The sequence below is a fragment of the Citrobacter amalonaticus Y19 genome, assembly GCF_000981805.1.
GTDB classification, from domain to species: Bacteria; Pseudomonadota; Gammaproteobacteria; order Enterobacterales; family Enterobacteriaceae; genus Citrobacter_A; species Citrobacter_A amalonaticus_C.
In genome coordinates this window covers 4828564-4851839 of sequence record NZ_CP011132.1, presented here as the reverse complement: position 1 = coordinate 4851839, position 23276 = coordinate 4828564, and the positions used below count along the sequence as shown (strand labels likewise).

The following is a 23276-nucleotide window of genomic DNA, read 5'->3' as shown; positions in this document are numbered from 1 at the left end:
AACGTTGTTTTCCCCGTCCGGGTATCCATCCCACTGAACCCCTTCACCGCGAATTTATCTTCCCGTGCCGCCAGTATAGCGGCATGGAAATGCTTATTGATCCGACCACCGGTGATTACTCCGGGGAAACCACCGACACCCTTGCTAACGCTGTTTATCTGCGGCTGATGACGCCGCTTGGCTCATGGTGGGCTGACCCGTCCCTGGGTTCTCTGTTGCACACACTCCGGCGCGAGAAAGATGTTTCGCGCGTCAGAAAGCTGGCCGTTCAGTATGCACAGCAGGCGCTGCAACCCATCATTGATGATGGTCGCGCCACGTCCATTGATATCAGCGCAGAGCATTACCGGTCAGGCTGGGTGCTGTTGCTGGTTACCGTCACGGCTGCGAGCGGAACGCCGCAGACCTGGAAACTTCCGGTTAAGGTCAGCTGATGCCATTTATCACCAAAACTGCCGCACAAATTCGTGATGACCTCCTGCGGGATATCAAAAACCTCCTGCAGTTGTCCGACGAAAAGCTGGGCCCGGACAGCGACTGGTATGTGCGGGCATCCTCAGTGGCCAGCGTGGCCGAAGGACTGTATCAGCACCAGGGCTGGATTGTCCGCCAGATTTTCCCCGACACGGCAGACGCCGAATATCTGTATCTTCATGCCCGCACGCGTGGCCTGACCAAAAAGGCCGCGAACAGCGCCTCCGGGACAGCCGTTTTTACCGGTGATTCCGGCTCCACGGCAGCTGCGGGGCTGGTGTTTAAACGTGACAGTGTGTCATGGACAACCACGCAGGATATCACCATCGGTGCAGGCGGCACCGCCACCGTCAACGCGGTTTCGTCCCTGGCTGGTGCGTCAGGGAATACCACAGCGACCACCACCGCAACCCTGACCACCACACCGGACGGGTTTGACAGTACGGTCAGCGTGGGGGTGATGAGTGGTGGAACCGATGAGGAAAGCGATGCCGAGCTGCTTAGCCGCCTGCTTGAAATTATCCGTCGACCGCCCGCAGGCGGCAATAAATACGATTACAAACGCTGGGCGCTGGAGGTTAGCGGTGTCTCAGCGGCATATGTGTACCCCCTGCGGCGCGGGCTTGGTACGGTGGATGTGGTTGTCACCTCTGCGGGCGGCTTACCGTCACAGGACGTGATTGACAGAACGCAGGCCTATATCGATGACCTTCGACCGGTCACCGCCAAAAATACGCAGGTTATCATGCCAGCCATCCACACATTTAACGTACTGGTTAAGGTGGCCCTGGACGGTATTACCCTCGCCGATGCGACCACGGCCATTACCTCCGTTTTGCAGGATGACGACTCCAGGCGCGAGCCCGGTGTGGCATTTATCCGAAGCCAGGCGGGTACGCTGATTTCGCTTGTTCCGGGTATTTCGGATTATGAAATTGTCACACCCGCCGCGAATATCCAGCCCGTGATTGACGAAGAACAGGTTGAATGGTTTCGTCTGGGAAATGTGGAGGTTGAGCTGCTATGAGCTATTACAACCTCCTGAATCTGCTTTTACCCCAAGTCTCTTACAGTCCGGGGGAGCCATTTCTTGATGCTTCCCTGCGTTCTGAGGCGGCTATGTTTCGCGGCCTTGATACCAGTGCCGACCTCGCTGAGGGAGGGATTACTCCCTTTTACGCCCGCAGCCTTATCGCTGACTGGGAAAGGGTTCTTGCCCTTATTCCACCAGAAGGTGCGACCTACCAGCAGCGCCAGCAACGTGTACTGGCAAAGCTGGCAGAGGTGGGTGGCCTCAGTATCCCTTATTTCATCCAGCTGGCTGCAAGCCTGGGTTACTCCATCACGATTGACGAGCCACAACCATTCCGGGCTGGCGTGAACCGGGCAGGTGATCGTCTCTGGGTGGAAGACATTATCTGGGTGTGGCGTGTGAACGTCCAGAACTCGGGCACACAGGTTTACCATTTCCGTGCTGGCAGTTCTGCTGCCGGTGAAAGGTTGACGGCATTTGGCGATCCGGTCATTGAGGACGTTTTTCGCGACCTCAAACCTGCCCATACCTTTTGCTATTTTGCATATCAGGAGAACGAATAATGCATTCGCTAATGCCTCCGGTCGATACACCGGATAACACATTTCATGATGGCAATCCGCTGACCGGTGAGCTGGGGACAATCGTTACTGCGGCACATCTCAACAATGTGCAGGATGCGGTTCGTGATACGCAGGAAGAGCTTATCGCTGTGCTTGCTGCTGCGGGTAATGCACCTGATTCAAGCGCCGGGCAATTGCTTGCCGCACTTCAACTACTCTTTGCAGCAAAGAATGACACTTTAGGTGCGTTGGCCAGCCTGGTCGGTGCCAATAATAAGTTGCCCTATTTTACTGGCGCTAATGCTGCAGCGCTTACTGATATTTCAGATATTGGACGCAGTGTTATCGGTCAGTCCTCTATAGCAAACCTTCTCACATACCTTGGTTTGGGAGCAGGCGCACCGCCCATAGGAATTCCGTTTTTCTGGCCTTCGGCAGCCATGCCGAACACCGTGATGCCTGAATGGGCTGATATGGTTTTCATGAAATTTAATGGGGCATCATTTTCAGCAACAACATATCCACAGTTAGCTTTGGTTTTCCCATCTTTAGTTATTCCAGAGGCTAGGGGAGAGTTTTTGCGCACATGGGATGACGGAAGGGGAGTGGATAGTGGTCGAGCCCTGTTGTCTGCGCAAGGTGATGCCATAAGAAACATCACAGGTAGTTTTGGTGGGACAACAAACAATGACACCTGCTCCGTCCTTGGCCAGGGTGTTGGTGTATTTGCGAATGGCACTAGTTTAGTAACCCCAACTAATGGTTCTGTTATTGGATCGGCGACAAGACCTGTAACTATGACGCTCGATGTAAGCAGACAGGTTCCTACTGCCAGTGAAAACCGTTCACGTAACATTGCATTTAACTTTCTGGTAAGGGCTAAATAATGAAACCTGTATTTGATGAAAATGGCCTGGCGACACAGGCCGGTGATATTCGCTGTTTTTATTACGATGAATTAACAGGGGAATATACTGGCTGGTCAGATGAGTTTATTAATGTTGGCGTGAGCATGCCAGGTAACTCCACCGATATTGATCCGGGTGAAACAGTTGCAGAAAAGGTCTCCCTATTCACCGGCACTGACTGGAGACAGGAAGAAGATCACCGTGGGGATACAGTCTATTCGGTTGAGAATAAACAAGGGTCAGTCGTGGATTACATCGGGCCAGTCAAAGAGGGATTCACCACTGCCGCGCCAGTGTCAGCATTTGATAAATGGGACGGGAAAAAGTGGGTAACAGATACTGAGGCGCAGCAGGCCGCTGCTAAAGCCGAAGCGGAACTACAGCGTCAACAATTAATAAGTTCTGCGATGCAGTCTATCAGTATCATTCAGTTGAAATTGCAGGCAGGGCGAGCGTTGAGTGACGCAGAAAAAAATAAACTCAATGCGACGCTTGATTATATTGATGCGGTTACTGCAACCGATACAGCAACCGCACCGGACATTAACTGGCCTGTTCCCCCGGAAGCGTAGGCCAGTCGGGTTTTACTGTGTCAACGCGCATCAGCAGAACCCGGTATTTTTTCCAGTCACCCAGCGCGGCGGTTTCTTCTTCCGTCGCGATCCCGGCATCAACCGCATCCTGCCGCCAGGATATTTCGGAATCAGCAATTTTCTTCAATGCAGATTTTTTCTGTTCTGCCGTCTCCTTCAGTTCCTCGGCTGAAGGTGGTGGCTCATCTATCCAGACTGGCATGCCATCTGCCGCCCCTAATTTTTTACCCACTGGCGGCGCGCTGGTGAATTCCATCATGACGCTATCGCTAACTTCAAATGCATCTTCTGGCCATATCCCTGCAGGGTCGTAGACGCTTTCCTTTAGTGCGTTGGCATAAAAGAGAGATTGTGAAGGAGAGAAGGAGTATTTAGTTGTCATCTTATTTTCCTATGGCAATCCAGAGCACACTGTTTGTCTGTCTCGCACCGGATAAATTCCATGTGCTCACACCATTTAACACTGTAGTGGTCGTATTAACTGCGGTGGCAAGAATCGGCGTTGATGCAGTTACCGCAAGTGAAAATGAAGGTGACTCACTAAATGGCGTTGGGTAGGTAACGTTATAGCCCCCTGTTGTTAGGGTATTGGCAATAACGCCCCATTGAACCAGCACCCCACTGGGAAGCCGGAACCATTGCCCAGCGCCAGAAGAACCCGAAGCAAAAGAGTTCATATCCGGAATCTGATTCGCCCCGGTGCCGACGTCTCGTTTTGCAGCCTCTTTTAAACCAACCTTTGAAAATGGTCACCTATATAGGTGACCATTCGGGTTAATGCAGCGTTGTAGTTGAGCTGGACTCTGCCATTGCCACTGTCAATTCATCGCCTTCGGCTGAGATCTTAATGGTATTACTTCCTTCTGATTTAGCGCCTTTTGGTAGACCTAGCTGATCATAGATACACAAGAATCTTGAATCATTTATAAAGGTGATTTCTGTTACAGTCCCACCTTCAACGACCTTAGAGTCTATTGATTTTATCAAATTGATATCCTGAACATTAATGTGCTTTATCGCATCCCAGTTAAGGCTGATGTCCACGTTATCCTTTTGCATCGTTATCACATGACCGGCCTTATGCTGGGTTGTGACTTTTCCATCAGGGCTCATCGTAATCTTTTGCCCCATGTGATAAATAATTTGAGTTCCGTCTTCGAGACACTCGATTTTTGGCTCTTTAGTAAAGTCGTTCATGAAAATCCTTCAATTATCTGTTGCTGGAAGGTGCTAATCTACACGAATCCTTGGTTATGTATGTAATGAGGCTCTAGAAATCCCCTTGAATATAAATAAATTTTTATGGTGTTGGCTTGTAATGCTCGCGTAGCTCTTTGTCAAAAGTGAAACTCTGATAACCTGGTTCTACTGACGAACAGAAGGATGAGCAGGAGATCGCTTTATGATTATTGGGTATGCACGAGTATCAAGTAACCATCAGGACACCGAGCTTCAGATGCAGGCGCTCAGAGCTGCTGGCTGTAAGTTAATTTTTGAGGAAAAGGCTTCTGGCCGTAAGACGAATCGACCAATCTTGAAGAAAGTGGTTGAGATGCTTGAACCCGGTGACGAATTGGTCATCTGGAAGTTAGATCGTATCGGTCGCAATGTACTGCACGCATTATTGACCTTTCAGAGCCTCGCAGAACGCAATGTTAATATTCGTTCTATTACAGATGGCGTTGACCTGAGCACTGCCAGTGGGCGCTATAACTTCCGTAATATTCTCTCTGCGGCACAATATGAGTCTGATCTGAATAGTGAACGCACTCTGGCAGGGTTAGCGGTTGCCCGCGCTAAGGGGAGGATTGGCGGACGTAAGCCTAAGTATACTGATGAGCACTGGGATGCGTTTGAACGGGAAATTAAGTCCGGCTGCTCACATCGTGATATAGCTCTCAAATATGGGGTCGGCCTGTCGACTCTCTACAAACGTTATCCGGCTCAGCAAGAGCATCACTAAACACTCTTTGCGTTCATTTTTGCACTGTGCAGAATGTGTCTTTTTGGCACCTTCTGGCAGTGCAAAATTTATCGCGTTTTGGTGCAAAAAAAATCGCCGCGCTACAATAATCCCACCTACGATTTGATCACAGGAAATTTAATTATCTTATTGAAAAGTATGTTGTTTTATTTACAAGGCGAGAGAAAAACTGACAAAAAAAGCCCCGCATTGACGGGGCTCTTTAACTGAATACATCAGTAGGCAATCAACGAGGATCAGAACGGGATATCGTCGTCAAAATCCATCGGCGGTTCATTGGACGGCGCTGCCGGTGCAGACTGCTGCTGCGGGCGAGACTGCGCGCCGCCGCTGAACTGGTTACCGCCCTGTGGCTGCTGAGGCTGACCCCAACTGCCCTGCTGCTGCTGACCACCAGCCGGTGCGCCGCCACCCTGACGGCCACCCAGCATTTGCATGGTGCCGCCCACGTTCACCACCACTTCCGTGGTGTATTTTTCAACGCCGGACTGATCGGTCCATTTGCGGGTACGCAGCTGACCTTCAATGTAGACCTGAGAACCTTTACGCAGATATTCGCTGGCCACTTCCGCCAGTTTGCCGAACAGCACAACGCGGTGCCATTCCGTCTGCTCTTTCATCTCGCCGGTCTGCTTGTCACGCCAGGATTCGGAAGTAGCCAGCGTGATGTTGGCGACAGCGCCACCATTCGGCATGTAGCGTACTTCCGGGTCCTGGCCCAGATTACCCACGAGAATAACCTTATTTACGCCTCTGCTGGCCATGATTGAATCTCCTGAAAACGTTTCTTAATAAGTGTAAACGCGCGATTGTAGCATTACCAATAGCGATTTTACTACGTTGCGACGCGGATTCCGCGAAACAACTTCAGCCGGACATTGTTACACAGGACTCTGCGTTTTGCATTCCAATACTGTATATCCATTCAGGTTTTATTGTGTCATAATTAACCGTTTGTGATCGCCGGTGGCACCCTGCTGCGCCGGGCAAAAAAGCGTTTAATCCGGGAAAGGTGAATGGATAAGATCGAAGTTCGGGGCGCCCGCACCCATAATCTCAAAAACATCAACCTCGTCATCCCCCGCGACAAACTGATTGTCGTGACCGGGCTTTCGGGGTCAGGCAAATCCTCGCTCGCTTTCGACACCTTGTATGCCGAAGGGCAGCGTCGTTACGTTGAATCCCTTTCTGCCTACGCGCGTCAGTTTCTGTCGCTGATGGAAAAGCCGGATGTCGATCATATTGAGGGGCTGTCGCCCGCCATCTCAATTGAACAGAAGTCGACGTCTCATAACCCGCGCTCCACGGTCGGTACCATCACCGAGATCCACGACTACCTGCGTCTGCTGTTTGCCCGCGTTGGCGAACCGCGCTGTCCGGATCACGATGTCCCGCTGGCGGCGCAGACCGTGAGCCAGATGGTGGATAACGTCCTGTCGCAGCCGGAAGGCAAGCGTCTGATGCTGCTGGCGCCGGTCATTAAAGAGCGTAAGGGCGAGCACACTAAAACGCTGGAAAACCTGGCAAGCCAGGGTTATATCCGCGCCCGTATTGATGGCGAAGTGTGTGACCTCTCCGATCCGCCCAAGCTGGAACTACAGAAGAAACACACCATCGAAGTGGTGATCGACCGTTTCAAAGTGCGTGACGATCTCAGTACCCGTCTGGCGGAATCGTTTGAGACCGCGCTGGAACTTTCCGGCGGGACGGCGGTGGTTGCCGATATGGACGACGAAAAAGCAGAAGAGCTGCTCTTTTCCGCCAACTTCGCCTGCCCAATTTGTGGCTACAGCATGCGCGAACTGGAACCGCGCCTGTTCTCCTTTAACAACCCGGCGGGGGCTTGTCCAACCTGCGATGGCCTCGGCGTACAGCAGTATTTCGATCCCGATCGCGTGATCCAGAATCCTGAGCTGTCGCTGGCGGGCGGCGCCATCCGCGGCTGGGATCGTCGGAACTTCTATTACTTCCAGATGCTGAAATCGCTGGCGGAGCACTATAAGTTCGACGTTGAAGCCCCGTGGGGCAGCCTGAACGCAAACGTGCACAAAGTGGTGCTGTACGGTTCCGGCAAAGAGAATATTGAATTTAAGTACATGAACGATCGTGGCGATACCTCCGTGCGCCGCCATCCGTTTGAAGGCGTGCTGCACAACATGGAACGCCGCTATAAAGAGACGGAATCCAGTGCGGTACGTGAAGAGTTAGCCAAGTTCATCAGCAACCGCCCGTGCGCCAGCTGTGAAGGAACCCGTCTGCGTCGCGAAGCGCGCCACGTCTTCGTTGAGAATACACCGCTGCCGACCATCTCCGACATGAGCATCGGCCATGCGATGGACTTCTTCAACAATCTCAAACTCGCGGGTCAGCGGGCACAGATTGCAGAGAAAATCCTCAAAGAGATTGGCGATCGCCTCAAGTTCCTGGTCAACGTCGGCCTTAACTATCTGACGCTGTCCCGCTCTGCGGAAACGCTCTCCGGCGGCGAGGCCCAGCGTATTCGTCTGGCAAGCCAGATTGGTGCCGGACTGGTCGGCGTGATGTACGTGCTGGATGAACCGTCCATCGGTCTTCACCAGCGCGATAACGAACGTCTGCTGGGGACGCTGATCCACCTGCGTAATCTTGGCAATACCGTGATTGTGGTGGAGCACGATGAAGATGCGATTCGCGCCGCCGACCACGTGATTGATATCGGTCCTGGAGCCGGCGTCCACGGTGGCGAAGTGGTTGCCGAAGGTCCGCTGGAAGCCATTATGGCGGTACCGGAATCCCTGACCGGCCAGTACATGAGTGGCAAGCGCAAGATTGAAGTGCCGAAACAGCGCGTGCCGGCGAATCCGGAAAAAGTGCTGAAACTGACCGGCGCGCGCGGCAACAACCTGAAAGACGTGACGCTGACGCTGCCAGTGGGGCTGTTCACCTGCATCACCGGCGTGTCGGGCTCCGGTAAATCGACGTTGATCAACGATACGCTGTTCCCGATTGCTCAGCGCCAGTTGAACGGCGCAACGATCGCCGAACCGGCGCCGTACCGCGACGTGCAGGGGCTGGAGCATTTCGACAAGGTTATCGACATCGACCAGAGTCCGATTGGACGGACGCCGCGCTCTAACCCGGCGACCTACACCGGAGTGTTTACGCCGGTGCGCGAACTGTTTGCCGGGGTGCCGGAGTCGCGCTCACGCGGCTATACGCCAGGACGTTTCAGCTTTAACGTTCGCGGTGGGCGTTGCGAAGCCTGTCAGGGCGATGGCGTGATTAAAGTCGAGATGCACTTCCTGCCGGATATTTACGTGTCATGCGACCAGTGCAAAGGCAAACGCTATAACCGCGAAACGCTGGAGATTAAGTACAAGGGCAAAACCATCCACGAAGTGCTGGATATGACTATCGAAGAAGCCCGTGAGTTCTTTGATGCCGTCCCGGCGCTGGCGCGTAAGCTGCAAACCCTGATGGATGTGGGGCTGACCTACATTCGTCTCGGCCAGTCGGCAACGACGCTTTCCGGCGGTGAAGCCCAGCGCGTGAAGTTAGCGCGTGAACTGTCAAAACGCGGTACGGGTCAGACACTCTATATTCTGGATGAACCGACCACCGGTCTGCACTTTGCTGATATTCAGCAACTGCTGGACGTGCTCCATCAGTTACGCGATCAGGGCAACACTATCGTGGTGATTGAGCACAACCTGGACGTCATCAAAACGGCGGACTGGATCGTCGACCTGGGACCGGAAGGCGGTAGCGGCGGTGGAGAAATCCTCGTCTCCGGTACGCCTGAAACCGTGGCAGAATGTGAAGCGTCGCATACAGCCCGCTTCCTCAAACCGATGCTGTAAAACGCAAAACGCCGTTCATGTAAGATGTGAACGGCGTTGTTCATTGCAACTGTTTGCGTTTCTCTTCCGGTAGCGTATTGACCGCCTGTTGATACGACGCATCCACCAGATAATAGATTTGTGAATCCGGCAGCGAGCCGTCGAGGTAGACTGTGCTCCAGTGCGCCTTATTGAGATGTCGGCTCGGACGCACATCACTGTGCTGCTGGCGTAACAGTTCCGCGAGTTCGGGACTGGTTTTCAGAGATACCGCCGGGCGATCTTCCACCTCTTTCACCATGGCAAAAAGCACATCTTCAACTTTGATTTGCGTGGCTTTCCAGTCACTGTGCACACTCTGCTCCGCGCCGCTTTTCGCCATGCAGTATTGCAGTAACTCTGAATTGGTCATCGTTATTCCCCTTGCAAGCGTGATGCTCCACTGAAATGTCATCTATACCCAAAATAATTCGAGTTGCTTAAAGGCGGCAAACCTGTGAGTCCCCGGGAGCTTACTTGAGTAAGTGACCGGGGTGAGCGGGTGCAGCCAACGTATAAGCAGCTTGAAGTATGACGGGTATACTCAGTGTGCAGCAAGACAGCAAAAGGTAAAAGCTGGCAGATCAATTTTGTTTAAAAAAACAGCAATCGCCCCGTTTTTTAATACTCCGAGTTTACGATAACTTCTTCACCGTACGCGCCAGCCTGCGGCAACGGTCTGTAGGTCGAGTTTGAGGCGCGCAGGATTCGGATCCCACGAATGCCCGCATCGCGCGCGGCGGTGATGTCGTTGTCCGAATCGCCATAGAACATGCGGATATTTTTATCCTGCAACCACTGCGTTTTGGTGTTCTGACCGGGCTTATCTCCGGCAAAAATCACCGGATTCATATTTGTCGCTGGAATGTGGAAGTTATCGGCCAGCGTTTTCGACACGGTTTCGGTTTTTGTCGGCGAACGTCCGGTGATAAAAAAGATGCTGTCGCCGCGACGGACGTGCATATCGATCAGCAGACGCGCGGCCTCTTTGGGAATACTGAACTCATCCCAGCCGTTGTTCATTTTCTCCCAGAATGCCGGGTTCTTCAGATACGCTTCGCTGTCCGGGGACCAGGTTTTCTTACCGCGCCAGAAGCCGGGACTGGAAAACAGCACGGTGTCATCAATGTCAAAACCAACGGCCATCGGCGGACGACCAGCCAGGCTGTTTTCGATCTGCGCCACGGAAACCCAGTGAATGGGGGCTTGTTCCGCGAGTTTCGCAACGTTTGTACCTGGATTCAGCGGAGAAGGAGAAGAGGCCAGCGCGCTGGCGGAATGGTTTAACGTGAATAACAAGCAGAGGGCGCTCAGCGCCAGTGTGAGCCTTCGCATATTTTTCCCTGTTAAGTCATTTAGTTATCATTTTATTAGACCGATTGTTCAAAAAACTCTCTGACCATAACCCCGGCGACAAGTGAAAGGAAGGATTTTCTGCGGTTTTGTCCCGGAAAAGGAGGAGGATCACATAAGTAGGGAAGAGACCATCACCAGGCCGGATAAGGCGATTTTCCGTCATCCGGCAGTGGCGTTTTGCCAGATTACGCTGCGCTTATCTGGCCTACAGATTACATCACCGCAGCAAAAGCCTTCGCCACGCGCTGCACATTCGTCACGTTCAGACCGGCCACGCACATGCGCCCGCTGGCGATCAGATAGACGCCAAACTCGTCGCGCAGGCGATCGACCTGAGCCGCACTCAGTCCGGTGTAGCTGAACATACCACGCTGTTGCAGCAGATAGTCGAAATTGCGTCCCGGAATCGTGGTGGTCAGCACGTTCACCAGTTCCTGACGCATGGCCAGAATACGGGTTCGCATCGCCTCCACTTCCGCCAGCCAACTGGCTTTCAGCACGTCATCACCGAGTACCGTCGCGACCACCTGCGCACCAAAGTTCGGCGGACTGGAGTAATTACGGCGTACGGTCGCCTTCAGTTGCCCCAGCACACGGCCTGCGGTAGCCGCATCTTCACAGACGACAGAAAGCCCGCCGACGCGCTCGCCGTACAGAGAGAAGATTTTCGAGAAGGAATTGCTGACCAGCGCGGGCAGTCCTGCACTGGCAATTGCGCGAATAGCATAAGCATCGTCGTCCATTCCAGCGCCAAAGCCCTGGTAAGCAATGTCGAGGAACGGGATCAGATCGCCTGCTTTCAGGATCTCGATAACCGCATCCCACTGCGCATGCGTTAAATCCGCACCGGTCGGGTTGTGGCAGCAAGGATGCAGCAGGACGATACTGCGCGCAGGCAGTGTTTTCAGGGTCGCCAGCAGATCGTTAAAACGCACGCCGTTGGTCGCATTGTCATACCAGGGGTAAGTACTGACGTTAAATCCAGCCCCTTCAAAAATGGCAATATGGTTTTCCCACGTCGGGTCGCTGACCCACACGCCGGAATCCGGGAAATAGCGCTTGAGGAAATCGGCCCCCACTTTCAGCGCGCCAGAGCCGCCCAATGTCTGGATTGTCGCTACTCGCTGTTGCTGGAGAACCGGATGGTCAGCCCCAAACAGCAATGGCGCGATAGTATGACGATAGGTATTTAGCCCTTCCATCGGCAGATACAGCGAGGCACCGTGCGGTTGCGCGTTAAGGCGCGCTTCGGCTTCCGCCACGGCCTTCAGCTGCGGGATAATTCCGTCTTCGTTGTAATACAGACCGATACTCAGATTCACTTTGTCACTACGCGGGTCTTCTTTGAACCGCTCCATGAGCGACAGAATCGGGTCGCCAGCGTAGGCGTCAACTTTTTGAAACACGCGATGGTTCTCCAGGTTTACAGGCAGGGGTTAAGACACAATAAACCGGATGGAGTGGAAGATCGAGCATCTGGTGGGAATATTGCCGGATGGCGGCGTAATAGCCTTATCCGGCCTACAGTCCGTGCGCGATATACGGGAAACGCTTGTAGGCCGGATAAGCGTTAGCGCCATCCGGCAGGAACCGGTGTACTTAATCCACGTATTTCATCGCCACCCGTGAGGTCAGGCGGGTGATCAGTTCGTAAGCACTGACTTTCGTCATTGCCGCAATGCGTTCAACCGGGAGGCCATCTCCCCATAAAATCACCGGGTCACCGGCCTGGTCTGTCGCCTGCGGCCCGAGATCAACGCAAATCATGTCCATCGCCACGCGGCCCACAATCGGCACTTCGCGACCGTTCACCAGCACCAGCGTACCGGATGGCGCAGCGCGCGGGTAACCATCGCCATAGCCCATCGCCACGACGCCCAGGCGCGTATCACGTTCACTGATCCACGTTCCGCCATAGCCGACCGGCTCACCCGCTTTATGCTCGCGCACGGCAATCAGGCTGGAGGTCAGCGACATTACCGGCTGGCAACCGAAATCAGCCCCTGTGGACTGGTTTTCCAGCGGCGACACGCCGTAGAGAATGATGCCCGGTCGCACCCAGTCAAAATGCGACTGCGGCCAGAGTAAAATCCCGCCGGACGCGGCAATTGAGCGTTGGCCCGCTTTGCCTTCACAAAAGGTATTAAACACATCAAGCTGCCGTTCGGTCGCACCACATTCCGGCTCATCCGCACGGGCAAAATGGCTGACGATATTGACCGGCTGGCGCACGTTTTTACATTGCGTCAGGCGCTGCCAGAAGGCGTCGGCCTCCTCGGGAAGGACACCCAGACGATGCATGCCGGTGTCGAGCTTCATCCACACGGTTACCGGTTCATCCAGTTCGGCGGCTTCCAGTGCAGCCAGTTGTTCCTGATTATGAACAGCCGTATGCAGGCGCTGCGCGGAAATGGTGGGCAGATCGGTCGCCTCAAAAAAGCCTTCCAGCAGCAGGATGGGCTGCGTGATCCCACCCGCTCGCAGACGCAAAGCTTCTTCAAGACGCGCCACGCCAAAGGCGTCAGCATCGGGGAGCGTTCGCGCGGTCTCTAACAGACCGTGTCCGTAAGCGTTCGCTTTCACGACCGCAACCAGCTTGCTGGCAGGTGCCAGTTCACGCAGACGTTGCAGATTGTGTCGCAGAGCGCGGCGGTTAATCACTACAGTTGCCGCTTGCATTTGTATTCCTTCATTAAAAAAAGAATTTCCAAAACCATTCGCGTTGCAGGAAGGCGACAAGCCCGCGAATCCCCGGGAGCTTAGTTAACTAAGTGACCGGGGTGAGCGAGCGCAGTCAACGCACCTGCGGCGTGAAGGGTGAAGGAAATTTATTCGTCGTCGTATTGAGGGCCCGCATAATTATCAAAGCGCGACCATTGTCCGTTAAAGGTCAGTCGCACCGTGCCGATGGGGCCGTTACGCTGCTTACCAATGATGATTTCCGCAATACCTTTCAGATCGCTGTTCTCGTGATAAACCTCATCGCGGTAGATGAACATGATCAAGTCGGCATCCTGTTCGATGGAACCGGATTCACGCAGGTCGGAGTTGACCGGGCGCTTATCGGCGCGTTGTTCCAGCGAGCGGTTGAGCTGCGACAGCGCCACAACCGGCACATGCAGTTCTTTCGCCAGCGCTTTCAGCGAGCGGGAAATTTCAGCGATTTCCAGCGTACGGTTGTCGGACAGCGACGGCACGCGCATAAGTTGCAGGTAGTCGATCATAATCAACCCGATGCCGCCGTGTTCGCGGGCGATACGGCGCGCGCGGGAGCGCACTTCCGTTGGCGTCAGACCGGAGGAATCATCAATATAAATGTTACGTTTTTCCAGCAGAATGCCCATCGTGCCAGAAATCCGCGCCCAGTCCTCATCGTCCAGTTGTCCGGTACGAATACGGGTCTGATCCACGCGGGACAGTGATGCCAGAGAACGCATCATAATCTGCTCAGAGGGCATCTCGAGACTGAAGATAAGAACCGGTTTATCCTGCAACATCGCGGCGTTTTCGACGAGGTTCATCGCAAACGTGGTTTTACCCATCGACGGACGTGCCGCAACGATAATCAGATCTGACGGCTGCAGGCCAGCGGTCTTTTTATTGAGATCGTCATAGCCGGTGTTAACGCCCGTCACCCCGTCGTGCGGTTGCTGGAACAGTTGTTCGATACGCGCGACGGTGGCGTCGAGTACATCGGCAATGTTTTTCGGGCCTTCGTCTTTATTGGCGCGGCTTTCCGCGATTTTAAATACGCGGGACTCGGCGAGATCGAGCAAGTCCTCACTGGTGCGCCCCTGCGGATCAAACCCCGCATCGGCAATTTCATGGGCGACGGCGATCATGTCGCGCACCACCGCACGTTCGCGCACAATATCAGCATATGCGCTGATGTTCGCCGCACTTGGCGTATTTTTGGAGAGTTCAGCCAGATAAGCAAAACCGCCGACGCTGTCCAGTTGCCCTTGTCGCTCCAGCGATTCCGCGAGCGTAATCAGGTCAATCGGACTGCCGGTTTCCTGCAATCGTCCCATTTCGGTGAAGATGTGACGGTGTGGACGGGTATAAAAATCTTCCGCCACCACGCGCTCGGCGACATCGTCCCAGCGCTCGTTATCCAGCATTAAACCGCCCAACACCGACTGTTCCGCTTCAATCGAGTGCGGCGGTACTTTCAGTCCGGCAACCTGTAGGTCGCGGTCACGGACATCAGTCTGTTGTTTGTTGAAGGGTTTATTTCCTGCCATAGTGAATGGAGTTACCGAGATAAAAGTGAGTTGACGCTAATCTTCCGATGATACTGGAGAAATCATGGCAACACGAATTGAATTTCACAAGCATGGCGGCCCTGACGTGCTTCAGGCTGTGGACTTTACCCCCGCCGATCCGGCGGCGAACGAAATCCAGGTCGAAAACAAAGCGATCGGTATTAACTTTATCGACACCTATATTCGCAGCGGGCTTTATCCGCCTCCCGCGCTGCCCAGCGGTTTAGGGACCGAAGCGGCTGGCGTCGTCAGCAAAGTCGGCAGCGCCGTCAGTCATATTAAAGCAGGCGATCGCGTGGTGTATGCGCAATCCGCGCTCGGCGCCTACAGTTCGGTCCACAACGTCCCGGCCGATAAGGCTGCTATCCTGCCTGATGCCATCTCGTATGAGCAGGCCGCCGCCTCTTTCCTGAAGGGACTGACCGTTTATTATCTGCTGCGCAAAACTTACGAAATCAAGCCCGACGAACCGTTCCTGTTCCACGCGGCCGCAGGCGGTGTTGGGCTGATTGCCTGTCAGTGGGCGAAAGCACTGGGTGCGAAACTGATTGGCACCGTCGGTAGCGCACAAAAGGCGCAGCGGGCGCTGGATGCTGGTGCATGGCAGGTGATTAACTATCGCGAAGAAAACATTGTTGAGCGGGTAAAAGAGATAACTGGCGGCAAAAAAGTCCGCGTGGTGTATGACTCTGTCGGCAAGGATACCTGGGAAGCCTCGCTGGACTGTCTGCAACGTCGTGGGCTGATGGTCAGCTTTGGCAACGCATCGGGTCCGGTGACCGGCGTGAACCTGGGGATTCTGAATCAGAAAGGCTCCCTGTACGCCACGCGCCCTTCTCTTCAGGGCTATATCACCACCGCGGAAGAACTGACCGAAGCCAGCAACGAACTGTTTTCGCTGATTGCCAGCGGTGTGATCAAAGTGGATGTGGCAGACAGTCAGAAATATGCGTTGAAAGAGGCGCAGCGCGCACATGAAGTGCTGGAGAGTCGGGCGACGCAGGGTTCCAGTTTGCTGATTCCTTGACTGTCCGGCGCCCCTAAATCATTCAAGTTGCAGGAAGACGGCAATGGAACGAATCCTCTGAAGTCAATGACTGGGGTGAGTGACAGCAGCCAACACACCTGCGGTTTTACTTATGACGGGGAGAAAGAAATTGGGCTTCCCATTGGGAAGCCCTTTCTTTTTTTGTTCGGCTGTATGTAGGGTACAGCTCGATGAATCTGTTAGTCGCGCAATACTGACAGATTTGATGATCAATTCCTATTTGGTTCTGACGCCAAAATCACAGGTTGTGACGCACCCCTCACATCTTTAGTAACGCCAACGGTTATTGCGCTGATATTGCGGGACTTTTGGCGACTTAATCGCTTTGATCACCCACACCACCGCAACAGCCAGCAGTAGCCACGGCAGCAGTTTGATCATCAGTGCAAACATGCCGCCAAGGAACATCACGAACGCGGCAACAACCAGCGCAGCCAGAATACCCAACAGCGAGACGCCGGTGACCATCAGCATGATAAAGAAGCCAAGCACAAAAAGTAGTTCCAGCATGATGTTCTCCCATAATGAATTCCTGCTCAAACCATTACAAAAATCATGCCAAACTTAATTTGTTGATTTATCAACAAAACGCCCCGCAAACTTTTGCAGGGCGTGGTGAAATTGACTAACTTTTAGTGAAAATCTAACGCTTATCGGCCACCAGCTTCAGCGCGTGCTCCAGCACATTGATATCGGCACCGGCTTTATGGGCGTTTTCGCTCAGGTAACGCCGCCACTGGCGCGCCCCCGGTATCCCCTGAAACAGACCCAACATATGGCGTGTAATGTGGCCGAGATACGTACCCTGACTCAATTCGCGCTCGATATAGGGATACATGGCCCGCACCACCGCAACCGGATCGGCATCAGCCGTCGGGGAGCCAAAAATTTCGCGGTCGACAGAAGCCAAAATACCCGGGTTCTGATAAGCCTCGCGCCCCACCATCACGCCGTCCATATGTTCGAGATGCGCCTTCACCTCATCCAGCGACTTAATACCGCCGTTGATGGACATCGTCAGGTGCGGGAAGTCGCGTTTCAGTTGATAAACGCGCGGATAATCCAGCGGCGGGATCTCACGGTTTTCCTTCGGACTTAACCCGGAGAGCCAGGCTTTGCGGGCGTGAATAATGAACATGTCGCACTCACCGCGACCGGACACCGTGCTGATGAAATCGCAGAGAAATTCATAGCTATCCTGGTCATCAATACCAATACGGGTTTTCACCGTCACCGGAATCGACACCGCATCACGCATCGCCTTTACGCAATCCGCCACCAGTTGCGCATTGCCCATCAGACAGGCGCCAAACATGCCGTTCTGCACGCGATCGGACGGACAGCCGACATTGAGGTTGATTTCGTCGTAGCCGCGCGCCTGCGCCAGCTTCGCACAGTGCGCCAGCGCTGCCGGATCGCTGCCGCCCAGTTGCAGAGCGACCGGATGCTCTTCTTCGCTGTACGCCAGGTAATCCCCTTTGCCATGAATAATCGCCCCTGTCGTCACCATCTCGGTGTAGAGCAGCGTCTGGCGAGACAGCAAGCGCAGAAAGTAGCGGCAGTGTCTGTCCGTCCAGTCGAGCATAGGCGCGATGGAAAAACGGCGGGCCGGAAAGGCGGATTGTGATTCTGGTGACATGGTTATTTTTTGAGCATCCGGTGAATTGGGGGCGCTACTATAGCACAGGCAGGAAAGGGATACGATTCACCTTGATGTGATATCAAAAAATGATATCATAAAAAGGATGCTATGGCCTTTCTTATCGCAGTAGGAGTGATCCCATGAACACCATGACTTATAAAGGCTATGCCGCCAAAATTGATTACAGTGACGAAGATTTGTGCTTCGTCGGGCATGTTGCCGGTATACGTGATGTGATTGGTTTCCATGCCGACAACGTTTCCGATCTTCGCAATGCCTTCGAAGAAGCGGTCGATGATTACCTTTCTTACTGTGCTGAACAAGGCAGAGAACCTCTGCGCCCGGCAAGTGGAAAGATCAGTCTGCGTATTTCTCCGGAGGTGCATTCGGCGATTAACATCGCCGCCGAAGTCTCCGGGAAAAGTGTAAATCAATGGATTAACGATACGCTGACTAAAGCAGCTCATGGCTGAAAGACGGGGCATACTGCCCCGCCATCCGGTCAGAACGTCACGCTGACCTGCGCGCCTGCGCCCCAGGTTTCGTCCTCGCCGTACAGCCCCATCAAATCAAGATGTACCCGGTTGAACGGGGCAAACCCGACACCGCCGGTGAAGACATTGCTGTCATTGTTTTTCACGTCAGCCCGATAACCGGCGCGGACGGCCAGCCAGTCGAGCGGTCGGACTTCGGCACCGACACCCACATACTGTGAGTTTTCCTCGCTTTTGAAGCCCTTGGTTTCGGTTAAATCACCGTCTGCGCTCAGCGTCAGCAGATCGTTCTGCCACGCCACACCGGCGGTGACCAACGGACGAATCTGGTAAGTATCGCGAACGCCCGCCACCTCTTTTGTATCGATATCACGAGAGAACAGGTTTTGCCCGCTCAGACCAACCGTCCAGTGTTCGCCAAAGTCGGCGGCCAGACCCGCATCAACGTTAAAGCCGGTATCATCGTTGCGATAGCGACTGCTGTTGATATCGTCACTGTTGAAATCGTAAATCGAGACCGTGTAGTTGTAGAGCCAGGTTTTTTGCAGTTTCGGCGTCACGCCAACCGAAACCGGTACGCCGCCCAGGTCGAACTGTCGCGCCACCGCCACACCGTAATCAGAGACAATGGCGGCGCGGCCAAACCCTTTTGACTTCAGGTTATCGGGATCCACCGCCAGGATGCTGGAAGGCACGGCTTCAACGCCGCGCAGCGTGTCGATGTCGCCCTGATCGATAGACGAACTCACGCGGGCGCGGGCGTTGGCTTTCGCCACAAAGGCCACGGCTAACACATCGTTCGGAATGCTGACCGCAAGCCCGCCGCCGGCTTTTGCACTGGCCGTTTTCCCTTTCAGAGATTCAAGCTGGTCAGCCAGATCGCCTGCGGCATTAGACACCTGCCGGTAGCCTGCGCTGCCGGGAACAAAGAGATCGAGTGGATTGATATTGTCCAGAGAACGGCGGTAGTTGTTCACGTCGTCGGTAACATCATCAATCTTATCGCGCAGATTATCCTTGTCGGACATCTGCCCACCGATAGCCGGGAAGATCACCGTAATGTCATCATCCGGCTGTGACTTCGCCAATAATGCCGGGTTGATGAGTACGCCGCTGCCATAGTTTGCCGACGCCACGCCCGTTCCGCCCATCGCGTCATTACGCGCCTCTGTCCAGGAATTCGCAGCACTCGCCGTTTGAGACGCCAACAGCGAGCCCGTTATCGCCACCACCAAAAGATTCAAATTTTTATTCACAGTAAGCCCATTTTATTCGCAGGTGAAAATCGTCTCTGCCAGTATCAACCGGTCAGAGCTGGAGCATTGCTGTGATTAACAAGGAAAAAGTCGTCTGTTTTGCCCCTGTCCTTCTCTCGCCGGGGCGTTTATTTTTGTGACATGCCTCAATATATATAGAAGAGTTTGTAAATCAGGGAAAGATTAGCGAGCGAATTAGCGTTCCGGCCAGGAACTCGGCGTTTCTCCCAGAACATGGTAAAGTGAGGGTTTTCTTACTCCACGCGATCCGAGGTGCCCAATGGAAAAGACCACAACGCAAGAGTTGCTGGCGCAAGCTGAAAAACTGTGCGCGCAACGCAATGTGCGCCTGACCCCACAGCGCCTCGAAGTGTTGCGTCTGATGAGCCTGCAGGAAGGCGCAATTAGCGCTTACGACCTGCTCGACCTGCTGCGTGAATCCGAACCGCAGGCCAAGCCGCCAACGGTCTATCGCGCACTCGATTTTCTGCTTGAACAAGGGTTTGTGCATAAGGTCGAATCCACCAACAGCTATGTGTTGTGCTACCTGTTCGATCAGCCAACCCATACTTCCGCGATGTTTATCTGCGACCGCTGCGGCGCGGTAAAGGAAGAGTGTGCGGAAGGCGTGGAAGACATTATGCATACGCTGGCGGCAAAGATGGGATTTGCCCTGCGCCACAATGTCATTGAAGCACACGGATTATGTTCAGCCTGCGTGGAAGTAGAAGCCTGTCGTCATCCTGGCGAGTGCCAGCACGATCATTCGATTCAGGTTAAGAAGAAACCCCGTTAAGGGCGTGGGCGGCACGCTATGCCGCCCGAAGCAAACAGAGGGGTGTACATCCTTGTACTCACGGGTAAGAGTAGGGGTTACCAGCGATAGTCGTTGCGTTTTTCCCAGCTATCGACCTCTTTCTCCGCCTGGTCTTTCGCGTAACCATAACGTTCCTGAATCTTACCAACCAGTTGATCACGCTTACCTTCAATGACGGTCATATCGTCATCGGTCAGTTTGCCCCACTGCTCTTTCACCTTACCTTTGAACTGTTTCCAGTTACCGCCGACTTCGTCTTTATTCATCATAAAGTCCTCTTTATTAGGCTGTGAATAGTGAGAGTAAACCGCCCAACCGCGTTCATTTTCTGCTGGACGTGAGATTAAGTGTAGTCATAGATTCTGGGTTAAATTCACTATTCAGAATCTTTAACCATCATGAAGTGGCAAACCAGGTCCCGTTTCGCCAGTGTCGCCGCCAGATCCAGGCTAATGACAGCCCGCGCAATGCAAGGAAAACGGCCAGCGCCAGCCACAAACCGTGATTACCCAACACGGGGAGCGCCAACAGCGTCAGTGCAAACCCGGCGGCCGCCACCGCCATGCTGTTACGCATTTCAGCCGCCCGCGTTGCGCCGATAAACATGCCATCCAGCAGATAGCACCAGACACCGACCAGAGGCAAAATCGCCTGCCAGAGCAGGTAGCGGTCGGCCAGTTGTTGGATTTGTGGGAGTGATGTCAGCAGCGCAACGATCGATTCGCCTGCGAGCAAATAGACCAGTGAAAACAGCAGCGCGACGATACCTGACTGGCGGCACGCTGCGCGCCAGACTTCCAGTAGCTGACTGCCGTCGCGGGCGCCATAGGCCTGACCGGAATGCGCCTCCACGGCGTAGGCGAAGCCATCCAGCGCATAGGCCGTAAACGTCAGCAGCGTCATCAACACGGCGTTAACGGCGATGATATCGCTGCCCAGCCTGGCCCCCAGCGCGGTGATAGCGCCAAAGCAAAGTTGCAGCAGCAATGAACGCAGCATGATGTCGCGATTGAGCGCCAGAAGGCGACGAACGTTTCCCCGCCAGGCCTGTTTGAGCATGGCGAGGGAGACGCCGCGCAGGTGCAGCACTTTACGCACCATCAACAAACCGATCAGCAGCGTCGAGTATTCCGCGATCACCGTCGCCAGCGCGGCACCCTGCACGTTCATGTGCAGTCCCATCACCAGCCAGAGGTCGAGCACAATGTTCAGGATATTGCCGACAATCAGCAGGATCACCGGCGCACGCGCGTACTGTACGCCCAGTAGCCAACCGAGCAGTACCAGATTCGCCAGCGACGCCGGGGCGCTCAGCCAGCGAATGGCCAGAAACCGTCTTGCCTGTTCCAGCACCGCTTCGCTACCACCCACAATGTGCAGCGCCAGATCGATAATCGGTGTGCGAAAGAGTGCAATCGCGGCCCCTGCGCCCAACGCCAGGATCAGCGGTTGCACCAGAGCCCGCGCCAGCGCCTGAGGATTCTTCGCGCCGAACGCCTGCGCCGTCAGCCCGGTCGTGCTCATGCGTAAAAAGAGCAGGAGCATGAACAGAAAACTCGTTGCCGTCGCCCCCACCGCCACGCCACCGAGATACACGGGGCTGTCCAGGTGACCAATGACCGCCGTGTCCACCAGTCCCAGCAGCGGAACGGTGATATTGGAGAAAATCATCGGTAAGGCGAGACGCCAGAGCGCTTTGTCAGCAGAAGAAAAAAACGGCATGGGACGAGCCTGAGAAGAGATTATAACGAGAGTGGTGAGAGTGCCGGATGGCGGTGTAACCGCCTTATCCGGCCTACAGGAATACTACAGCCATTCACCGTTACGGATGACGCCAACGGCCAATCCTTCGATGGTGAAATTTTGTTCACGAAGGTCAACCAGGATAGGTTTAAATTCGCTGTTTTCAGGCAGCAACTCAACTTTGTTGCCCTGTTTTTTCAGGCGTTTGACCGTCACTTCGTCATCGATACGCGCCACAACCACCTGGCCGTTACGCACATCCTGGGTTTTGTGTACTGCCAACAGATCGCCATCCATAATGCCGATATCTTTCATCGACATTCCGCTGACGCGCAGCAGGAAATCGGCATTCGGCTTAAACAGAGACGGATCCACCTGATAATGGCCTTCGATGTGCTGCTGCGCCAGCAAAGGTTCGCCCGCCGCAACGCGACCAATGAGCGGTAAACCCTCTTCTTCTTCCTGCAGCAGTCGAATGCCGCGAGAAGCGCCGGAGACGATTTCAATCGCCCCTTTACGCGCCAGCGCTTTCAGGTGTTCTTCAGCCGCGTTTGGGGAACGGAACCCCAAACGCTGTGCAATCTCCGCACGCGTCGGTGGCATACCTGTCTGGCTGATGTGATCCCGAATGAGATCAAACACCTCTTGTTGCCTGGCCGTTAACGCTTTCATTCCGCCCCCTGGGTGTATATACAGTTATGCTGTGAGTATATACAGCTAAAGGTGATTTTGGAACCACAAACTGCACATTCAACAACAGATTTAACTTGTTATGGAATCAGGGTCGAAAAAACCTTAGCGAAAATGTGTCCACAGCAGGAGGCCCCAGGTGATCAGCGCCACAATGATAGAGAGCAGCACCGCCGCCGATCCCATATCTTTTGCGCGACCGGAGAGTTCGTGATAATCAGAGCCGATACGGTCCACCACGGCCTCGATGGCGCTGTTCAGGATTTCAACGATCATGACCAGCATGACGGAGCCAATCAACAGCACGCGCGTAATGGCATCCACATCCAGCCAGCAGGCGATAGCCACGGCCAGCAGAACCGCCACACTCTCCTGACGGAACGCGGCCTCGTTAATCCACGCGGCGCGAAAACCTTTCCAGGAATAGCCTGCAGCTTTGATAATTCGGGTGAATCCAGTGGTATTATTAGCCATTAAAAGAACCTTTTTACATTATTGGCGTCAATGACATTGTCTTGTTAACTCATGTGATTCGAGTCAGGGCAACGCGGCG

Annotated in this window: 26 protein-coding genes; 10 read left to right on the top strand and 16 right to left on the bottom strand. The window is 54.1% G+C overall.

The window, feature by feature from the left end; translation table 11 throughout:
• Positions 1-83 precede the first annotated feature (83 nt).
• From F384_RS22415 to F384_RS22395, 5 genes are read left to right on the top strand one after another with little or no spacing between them, the layout of a single operon-like run.
• Entirely contained in the window at positions 84-434 is a 351-nt protein-coding gene (locus F384_RS22415) for a phage GP46 family protein (protein WP_046493930.1), read from the top strand.
• Complete coding sequence (locus tag F384_RS22410) at positions 434-1501, top strand: baseplate J/gp47 family protein (RefSeq protein WP_046493929.1); 1068 nt, start codon at positions 434-436, stop codon at positions 1499-1501. Before F384_RS22415 ends, F384_RS22410 begins: the two co-directional genes overlap by 1 nt.
• Positions 1498-2070: a YmfQ family protein gene (locus F384_RS22405; RefSeq protein ID WP_046493928.1), complete on the top strand. Its 573-nt coding sequence runs from the start codon at positions 1498-1500 to the stop codon at positions 2068-2070. The genes F384_RS22410 and F384_RS22405 overlap by 4 nt, the downstream gene beginning before the upstream one ends.
• Positions 2070-2957, top strand: a complete 888-nt coding sequence (locus tag F384_RS28125; RefSeq protein ID WP_052746974.1) for a hypothetical protein — start codon at positions 2070-2072, stop codon at positions 2955-2957. The genes F384_RS22405 and F384_RS28125 overlap by 1 nt, the downstream gene beginning before the upstream one ends.
• Positions 2957-3550, top strand: coding sequence for a tail fiber assembly protein (locus tag F384_RS22395; protein ID WP_046493927.1), 594 nt, complete (start codon positions 2957-2959; stop codon positions 3548-3550). Before F384_RS28125 ends, F384_RS22395 begins: the two co-directional genes overlap by 1 nt.
• Here the strand turns inward: F384_RS22395 and F384_RS22390 are convergent.
• The 3 genes from F384_RS22390 to F384_RS22385 all read right to left on the bottom strand — a co-directional run bounded on the left by F384_RS22390 (position 3522) and on the right by F384_RS22385 (position 4768).
• Positions 3522-3953: a tail fiber assembly protein gene (locus tag F384_RS22390; protein ID WP_046493926.1), complete on the bottom strand. Its 432-nt coding sequence runs from the start codon at positions 3951-3953 to the stop codon at positions 3522-3524. The genes F384_RS22395 and F384_RS22390 overlap by 29 nt on opposite strands.
• A gap of 1 nt (position 3954) precedes the next feature.
• Positions 3955-4248: a hypothetical protein gene (locus tag F384_RS30505; RefSeq protein ID WP_226991612.1), complete on the bottom strand. Its 294-nt coding sequence runs from the start codon at positions 4246-4248 to the stop codon at positions 3955-3957.
• A gap of 97 nt (positions 4249-4345) precedes the next feature.
• Positions 4346-4768 carry a hypothetical protein gene (locus tag F384_RS22385; protein WP_003030314.1) on the bottom strand — a complete coding sequence of 141 codons (423 nt, stop codon included), beginning with the start codon at positions 4766-4768 and terminating at the stop codon, positions 4346-4348.
• A 205-nt stretch (positions 4769-4973) separates the two neighbouring features.
• Between F384_RS22385 and F384_RS22380 the strand changes: the two genes are divergently transcribed.
• A complete protein-coding gene (locus F384_RS22380) occupies positions 4974-5534 on the top strand; it encodes a recombinase family protein (protein WP_003030312.1) in 561 nt (186 codons plus the stop codon).
• Between the two features lie 257 nt (positions 5535-5791).
• On the opposite strand, the gene ssb1 is transcribed toward F384_RS22380, so the two are convergent.
• Complete coding sequence (gene ssb1, locus F384_RS22375; RefSeq protein WP_046493925.1) at positions 5792-6319, bottom strand: single-stranded DNA-binding protein SSB1; 528 nt, start codon at positions 6317-6319, stop codon at positions 5792-5794.
• A gap of 252 nt (positions 6320-6571) precedes the next feature.
• Here ssb1 and uvrA point away from each other — a divergent pair, with 252 nt between their 5' ends.
• Complete coding sequence (gene uvrA / locus F384_RS22370; protein WP_046493924.1) at positions 6572-9394, top strand: excinuclease ABC subunit UvrA; 2823 nt, start codon at positions 6572-6574, stop codon at positions 9392-9394.
• A gap of 40 nt (positions 9395-9434) precedes the next feature.
• Here the strand turns inward: uvrA and F384_RS22365 are convergent, their stop codons facing one another.
• The 5 genes from F384_RS22365 to dnaB form a co-directional block, all read right to left on the bottom strand.
• Positions 9435-9785 (bottom strand): MmcQ/YjbR family DNA-binding protein, encoded by a 351-nt coding sequence (locus tag F384_RS22365; protein WP_046493923.1) that lies wholly within the window; start codon positions 9783-9785, stop codon positions 9435-9437.
• A gap of 248 nt (positions 9786-10033) precedes the next feature.
• Entirely contained in the window at positions 10034-10747 is a 714-nt protein-coding gene (gene aphA, locus F384_RS22360; RefSeq protein ID WP_046493920.1) for an acid phosphatase AphA, read from the bottom strand.
• Between the two features lie 233 nt (positions 10748-10980).
• Complete coding sequence (tyrB, locus tag F384_RS22355; protein WP_046493918.1) at positions 10981-12174, bottom strand: aromatic amino acid transaminase; 1194 nt, start codon at positions 12172-12174, stop codon at positions 10981-10983.
• 193 nt (positions 12175-12367) lie between these two features.
• Positions 12368-13447, bottom strand: coding sequence for an alanine racemase (alr, locus tag F384_RS22350; RefSeq protein WP_046493915.1), 1080 nt, complete (start codon positions 13445-13447; stop codon positions 12368-12370).
• A gap of 149 nt (positions 13448-13596) precedes the next feature.
• A complete protein-coding gene (gene dnaB / locus F384_RS22345) occupies positions 13597-15012 on the bottom strand; it encodes a replicative DNA helicase (RefSeq protein ID WP_046493911.1) in 1416 nt (471 codons plus the stop codon).
• 64 nt (positions 15013-15076) lie between these two features.
• On the opposite strand from dnaB, the gene F384_RS22340 reads away from it, so the two are divergent.
• Positions 15077-16060 carry a quinone oxidoreductase gene (locus tag F384_RS22340; protein WP_046493910.1) on the top strand — a complete coding sequence of 328 codons (984 nt, stop codon included), beginning with the start codon at positions 15077-15079 and terminating at the stop codon, positions 16058-16060.
• Positions 16061-16348: 288 nt separating this feature from the next.
• On the opposite strand, the gene pspG is transcribed toward F384_RS22340, so the two are convergent.
• Together pspG and dusA are read right to left on the bottom strand one after the other, a co-directional pair.
• Complete coding sequence (pspG, locus tag F384_RS22335) at positions 16349-16591, bottom strand: envelope stress response protein PspG (protein WP_046493907.1); 243 nt, start codon at positions 16589-16591, stop codon at positions 16349-16351.
• A 133-nt stretch (positions 16592-16724) separates the two neighbouring features.
• On the bottom strand, positions 16725-17720 hold the full coding sequence (dusA, locus tag F384_RS22330) for a tRNA dihydrouridine(20/20a) synthase DusA (RefSeq protein ID WP_046493906.1): 996 nt from the start codon (positions 17718-17720) through the stop codon (positions 16725-16727).
• A gap of 143 nt (positions 17721-17863) precedes the next feature.
• Here dusA and F384_RS22325 point away from each other — a divergent pair, with 143 nt between their 5' ends.
• Entirely contained in the window at positions 17864-18196 is a 333-nt protein-coding gene (locus tag F384_RS22325; protein WP_046493903.1) for a type II toxin-antitoxin system HicB family antitoxin, read from the top strand.
• 29 nt (positions 18197-18225) lie between these two features.
• Here F384_RS22325 and traF read toward each other — a convergent pair whose 3' ends face one another.
• The gene (traF, locus tag F384_RS22320) at positions 18226-19461 is read right to left on the bottom strand and encodes a conjugal transfer protein TraF (RefSeq protein ID WP_226991671.1); all 1236 of its coding nucleotides are present in this window, start codon (positions 19459-19461) and stop codon (positions 18226-18228) included.
• Between the two features lie 292 nt (positions 19462-19753).
• On the opposite strand from traF, the gene zur reads away from it, so the two are divergent.
• Positions 19754-20269 carry a zinc uptake transcriptional repressor Zur gene (gene zur / locus F384_RS22315; protein ID WP_042321076.1) on the top strand — a complete coding sequence of 172 codons (516 nt, stop codon included), beginning with the start codon at positions 19754-19756 and terminating at the stop codon, positions 20267-20269.
• 77 nt (positions 20270-20346) lie between these two features.
• Here the strand turns inward: zur and F384_RS22310 are convergent, their stop codons facing one another.
• The 4 genes from F384_RS22310 to F384_RS22295 form a co-directional block, all read right to left on the bottom strand.
• Complete coding sequence (locus tag F384_RS22310) at positions 20347-20556, bottom strand: CsbD family protein (protein WP_042321477.1); 210 nt, start codon at positions 20554-20556, stop codon at positions 20347-20349.
• A 130-nt stretch (positions 20557-20686) separates the two neighbouring features.
• Positions 20687-22012, bottom strand: a complete 1326-nt coding sequence (gene dinF, locus F384_RS22305; RefSeq protein ID WP_046493902.1) for an MATE family efflux transporter DinF — start codon at positions 22010-22012, stop codon at positions 20687-20689.
• Positions 22013-22096: 84 nt separating this feature from the next.
• The gene (lexA, locus tag F384_RS22300; protein ID WP_042321072.1) at positions 22097-22705 is read right to left on the bottom strand and encodes a transcriptional repressor LexA; all 609 of its coding nucleotides are present in this window, start codon (positions 22703-22705) and stop codon (positions 22097-22099) included.
• A 123-nt stretch (positions 22706-22828) separates the two neighbouring features.
• Positions 22829-23197 carry a diacylglycerol kinase gene (locus F384_RS22295; RefSeq protein ID WP_042321070.1) on the bottom strand — a complete coding sequence of 123 codons (369 nt, stop codon included), beginning with the start codon at positions 23195-23197 and terminating at the stop codon, positions 22829-22831.
• Between the last annotated feature and the right edge of the window lie 79 nt (positions 23198-23276).

What these genes read in the sequence shown, in the direction of transcription:
- F384_RS22415 (WP_046493930.1), top strand. Translation starts at nt 84, where the DNA reads ATGGAAATGCTTATTGATCCGACCACCGGTGATTACTCCGGGGAAACC.
- F384_RS22410 (WP_046493929.1), top strand. Translation starts at nt 434, where the DNA reads ATGCCATTTATCACCAAAACTGCCGCACAAATTCGTGATGACCTCCTG.
- F384_RS22405 (WP_046493928.1), top strand. Translation starts at nt 1,498, where the DNA reads ATGAGCTATTACAACCTCCTGAATCTGCTTTTACCCCAAGTCTCTTAC.
- F384_RS28125 (WP_052746974.1), top strand. Translation starts at nt 2,070, where the DNA reads ATGCATTCGCTAATGCCTCCGGTCGATACACCGGATAACACATTTCAT.
- F384_RS22395 (WP_046493927.1), top strand. Translation starts at nt 2,957, where the DNA reads ATGAAACCTGTATTTGATGAAAATGGCCTGGCGACACAGGCCGGTGAT.
- F384_RS22390 (WP_046493926.1), bottom strand. Translation starts at nt 3,953, where the DNA reads ATGACAACTAAATACTCCTTCTCTCCTTCACAATCTCTCTTTTATGCC.
- F384_RS30505 (WP_226991612.1), bottom strand. Translation starts at nt 4,248, where the DNA reads ATGAACTCTTTTGCTTCGGGTTCTTCTGGCGCTGGGCAATGGTTCCGG.
- F384_RS22385 (WP_003030314.1), bottom strand. Translation starts at nt 4,768, where the DNA reads ATGAACGACTTTACTAAAGAGCCAAAAATCGAGTGTCTCGAAGACGGA.
- F384_RS22380 (WP_003030312.1), top strand. Translation starts at nt 4,974, where the DNA reads ATGATTATTGGGTATGCACGAGTATCAAGTAACCATCAGGACACCGAG.
- ssb1 (WP_046493925.1), bottom strand. Translation starts at nt 6,319, where the DNA reads ATGGCCAGCAGAGGCGTAAATAAGGTTATTCTCGTGGGTAATCTGGGC.
- uvrA (WP_046493924.1), top strand. Translation starts at nt 6,572, where the DNA reads ATGGATAAGATCGAAGTTCGGGGCGCCCGCACCCATAATCTCAAAAAC.
- F384_RS22365 (WP_046493923.1), bottom strand. Translation starts at nt 9,785, where the DNA reads ATGACCAATTCAGAGTTACTGCAATACTGCATGGCGAAAAGCGGCGCG.
- aphA (WP_046493920.1), bottom strand. Translation starts at nt 10,747, where the DNA reads ATGCGAAGGCTCACACTGGCGCTGAGCGCCCTCTGCTTGTTATTCACG.
- alr (WP_046493915.1), bottom strand. Translation starts at nt 13,447, where the DNA reads ATGCAAGCGGCAACTGTAGTGATTAACCGCCGCGCTCTGCGACACAAT.
- dnaB (WP_046493911.1), bottom strand. Translation starts at nt 15,012, where the DNA reads ATGGCAGGAAATAAACCCTTCAACAAACAACAGACTGATGTCCGTGAC.
- F384_RS22340 (WP_046493910.1), top strand. Translation starts at nt 15,077, where the DNA reads ATGGCAACACGAATTGAATTTCACAAGCATGGCGGCCCTGACGTGCTT.
- pspG (WP_046493907.1), bottom strand. Translation starts at nt 16,591, where the DNA reads ATGCTGGAACTACTTTTTGTGCTTGGCTTCTTTATCATGCTGATGGTC.
- dusA (WP_046493906.1), bottom strand. Translation starts at nt 17,720, where the DNA reads ATGTCACCAGAATCACAATCCGCCTTTCCGGCCCGCCGTTTTTCCATC.
- F384_RS22325 (WP_046493903.1), top strand. Translation starts at nt 17,864, where the DNA reads ATGAACACCATGACTTATAAAGGCTATGCCGCCAAAATTGATTACAGT.
- zur (WP_042321076.1), top strand. Translation starts at nt 19,754, where the DNA reads ATGGAAAAGACCACAACGCAAGAGTTGCTGGCGCAAGCTGAAAAACTG.
- F384_RS22310 (WP_042321477.1), bottom strand. Translation starts at nt 20,556, where the DNA reads ATGAATAAAGACGAAGTCGGCGGTAACTGGAAACAGTTCAAAGGTAAG.
- dinF (WP_046493902.1), bottom strand. Translation starts at nt 22,012, where the DNA reads ATGCCGTTTTTTTCTTCTGCTGACAAAGCGCTCTGGCGTCTCGCCTTA.
- lexA (WP_042321072.1), bottom strand. Translation starts at nt 22,705, where the DNA reads ATGAAAGCGTTAACGGCCAGGCAACAAGAGGTGTTTGATCTCATTCGG.
- F384_RS22295 (WP_042321070.1), bottom strand. Translation starts at nt 23,197, where the DNA reads ATGGCTAATAATACCACTGGATTCACCCGAATTATCAAAGCTGCAGGC.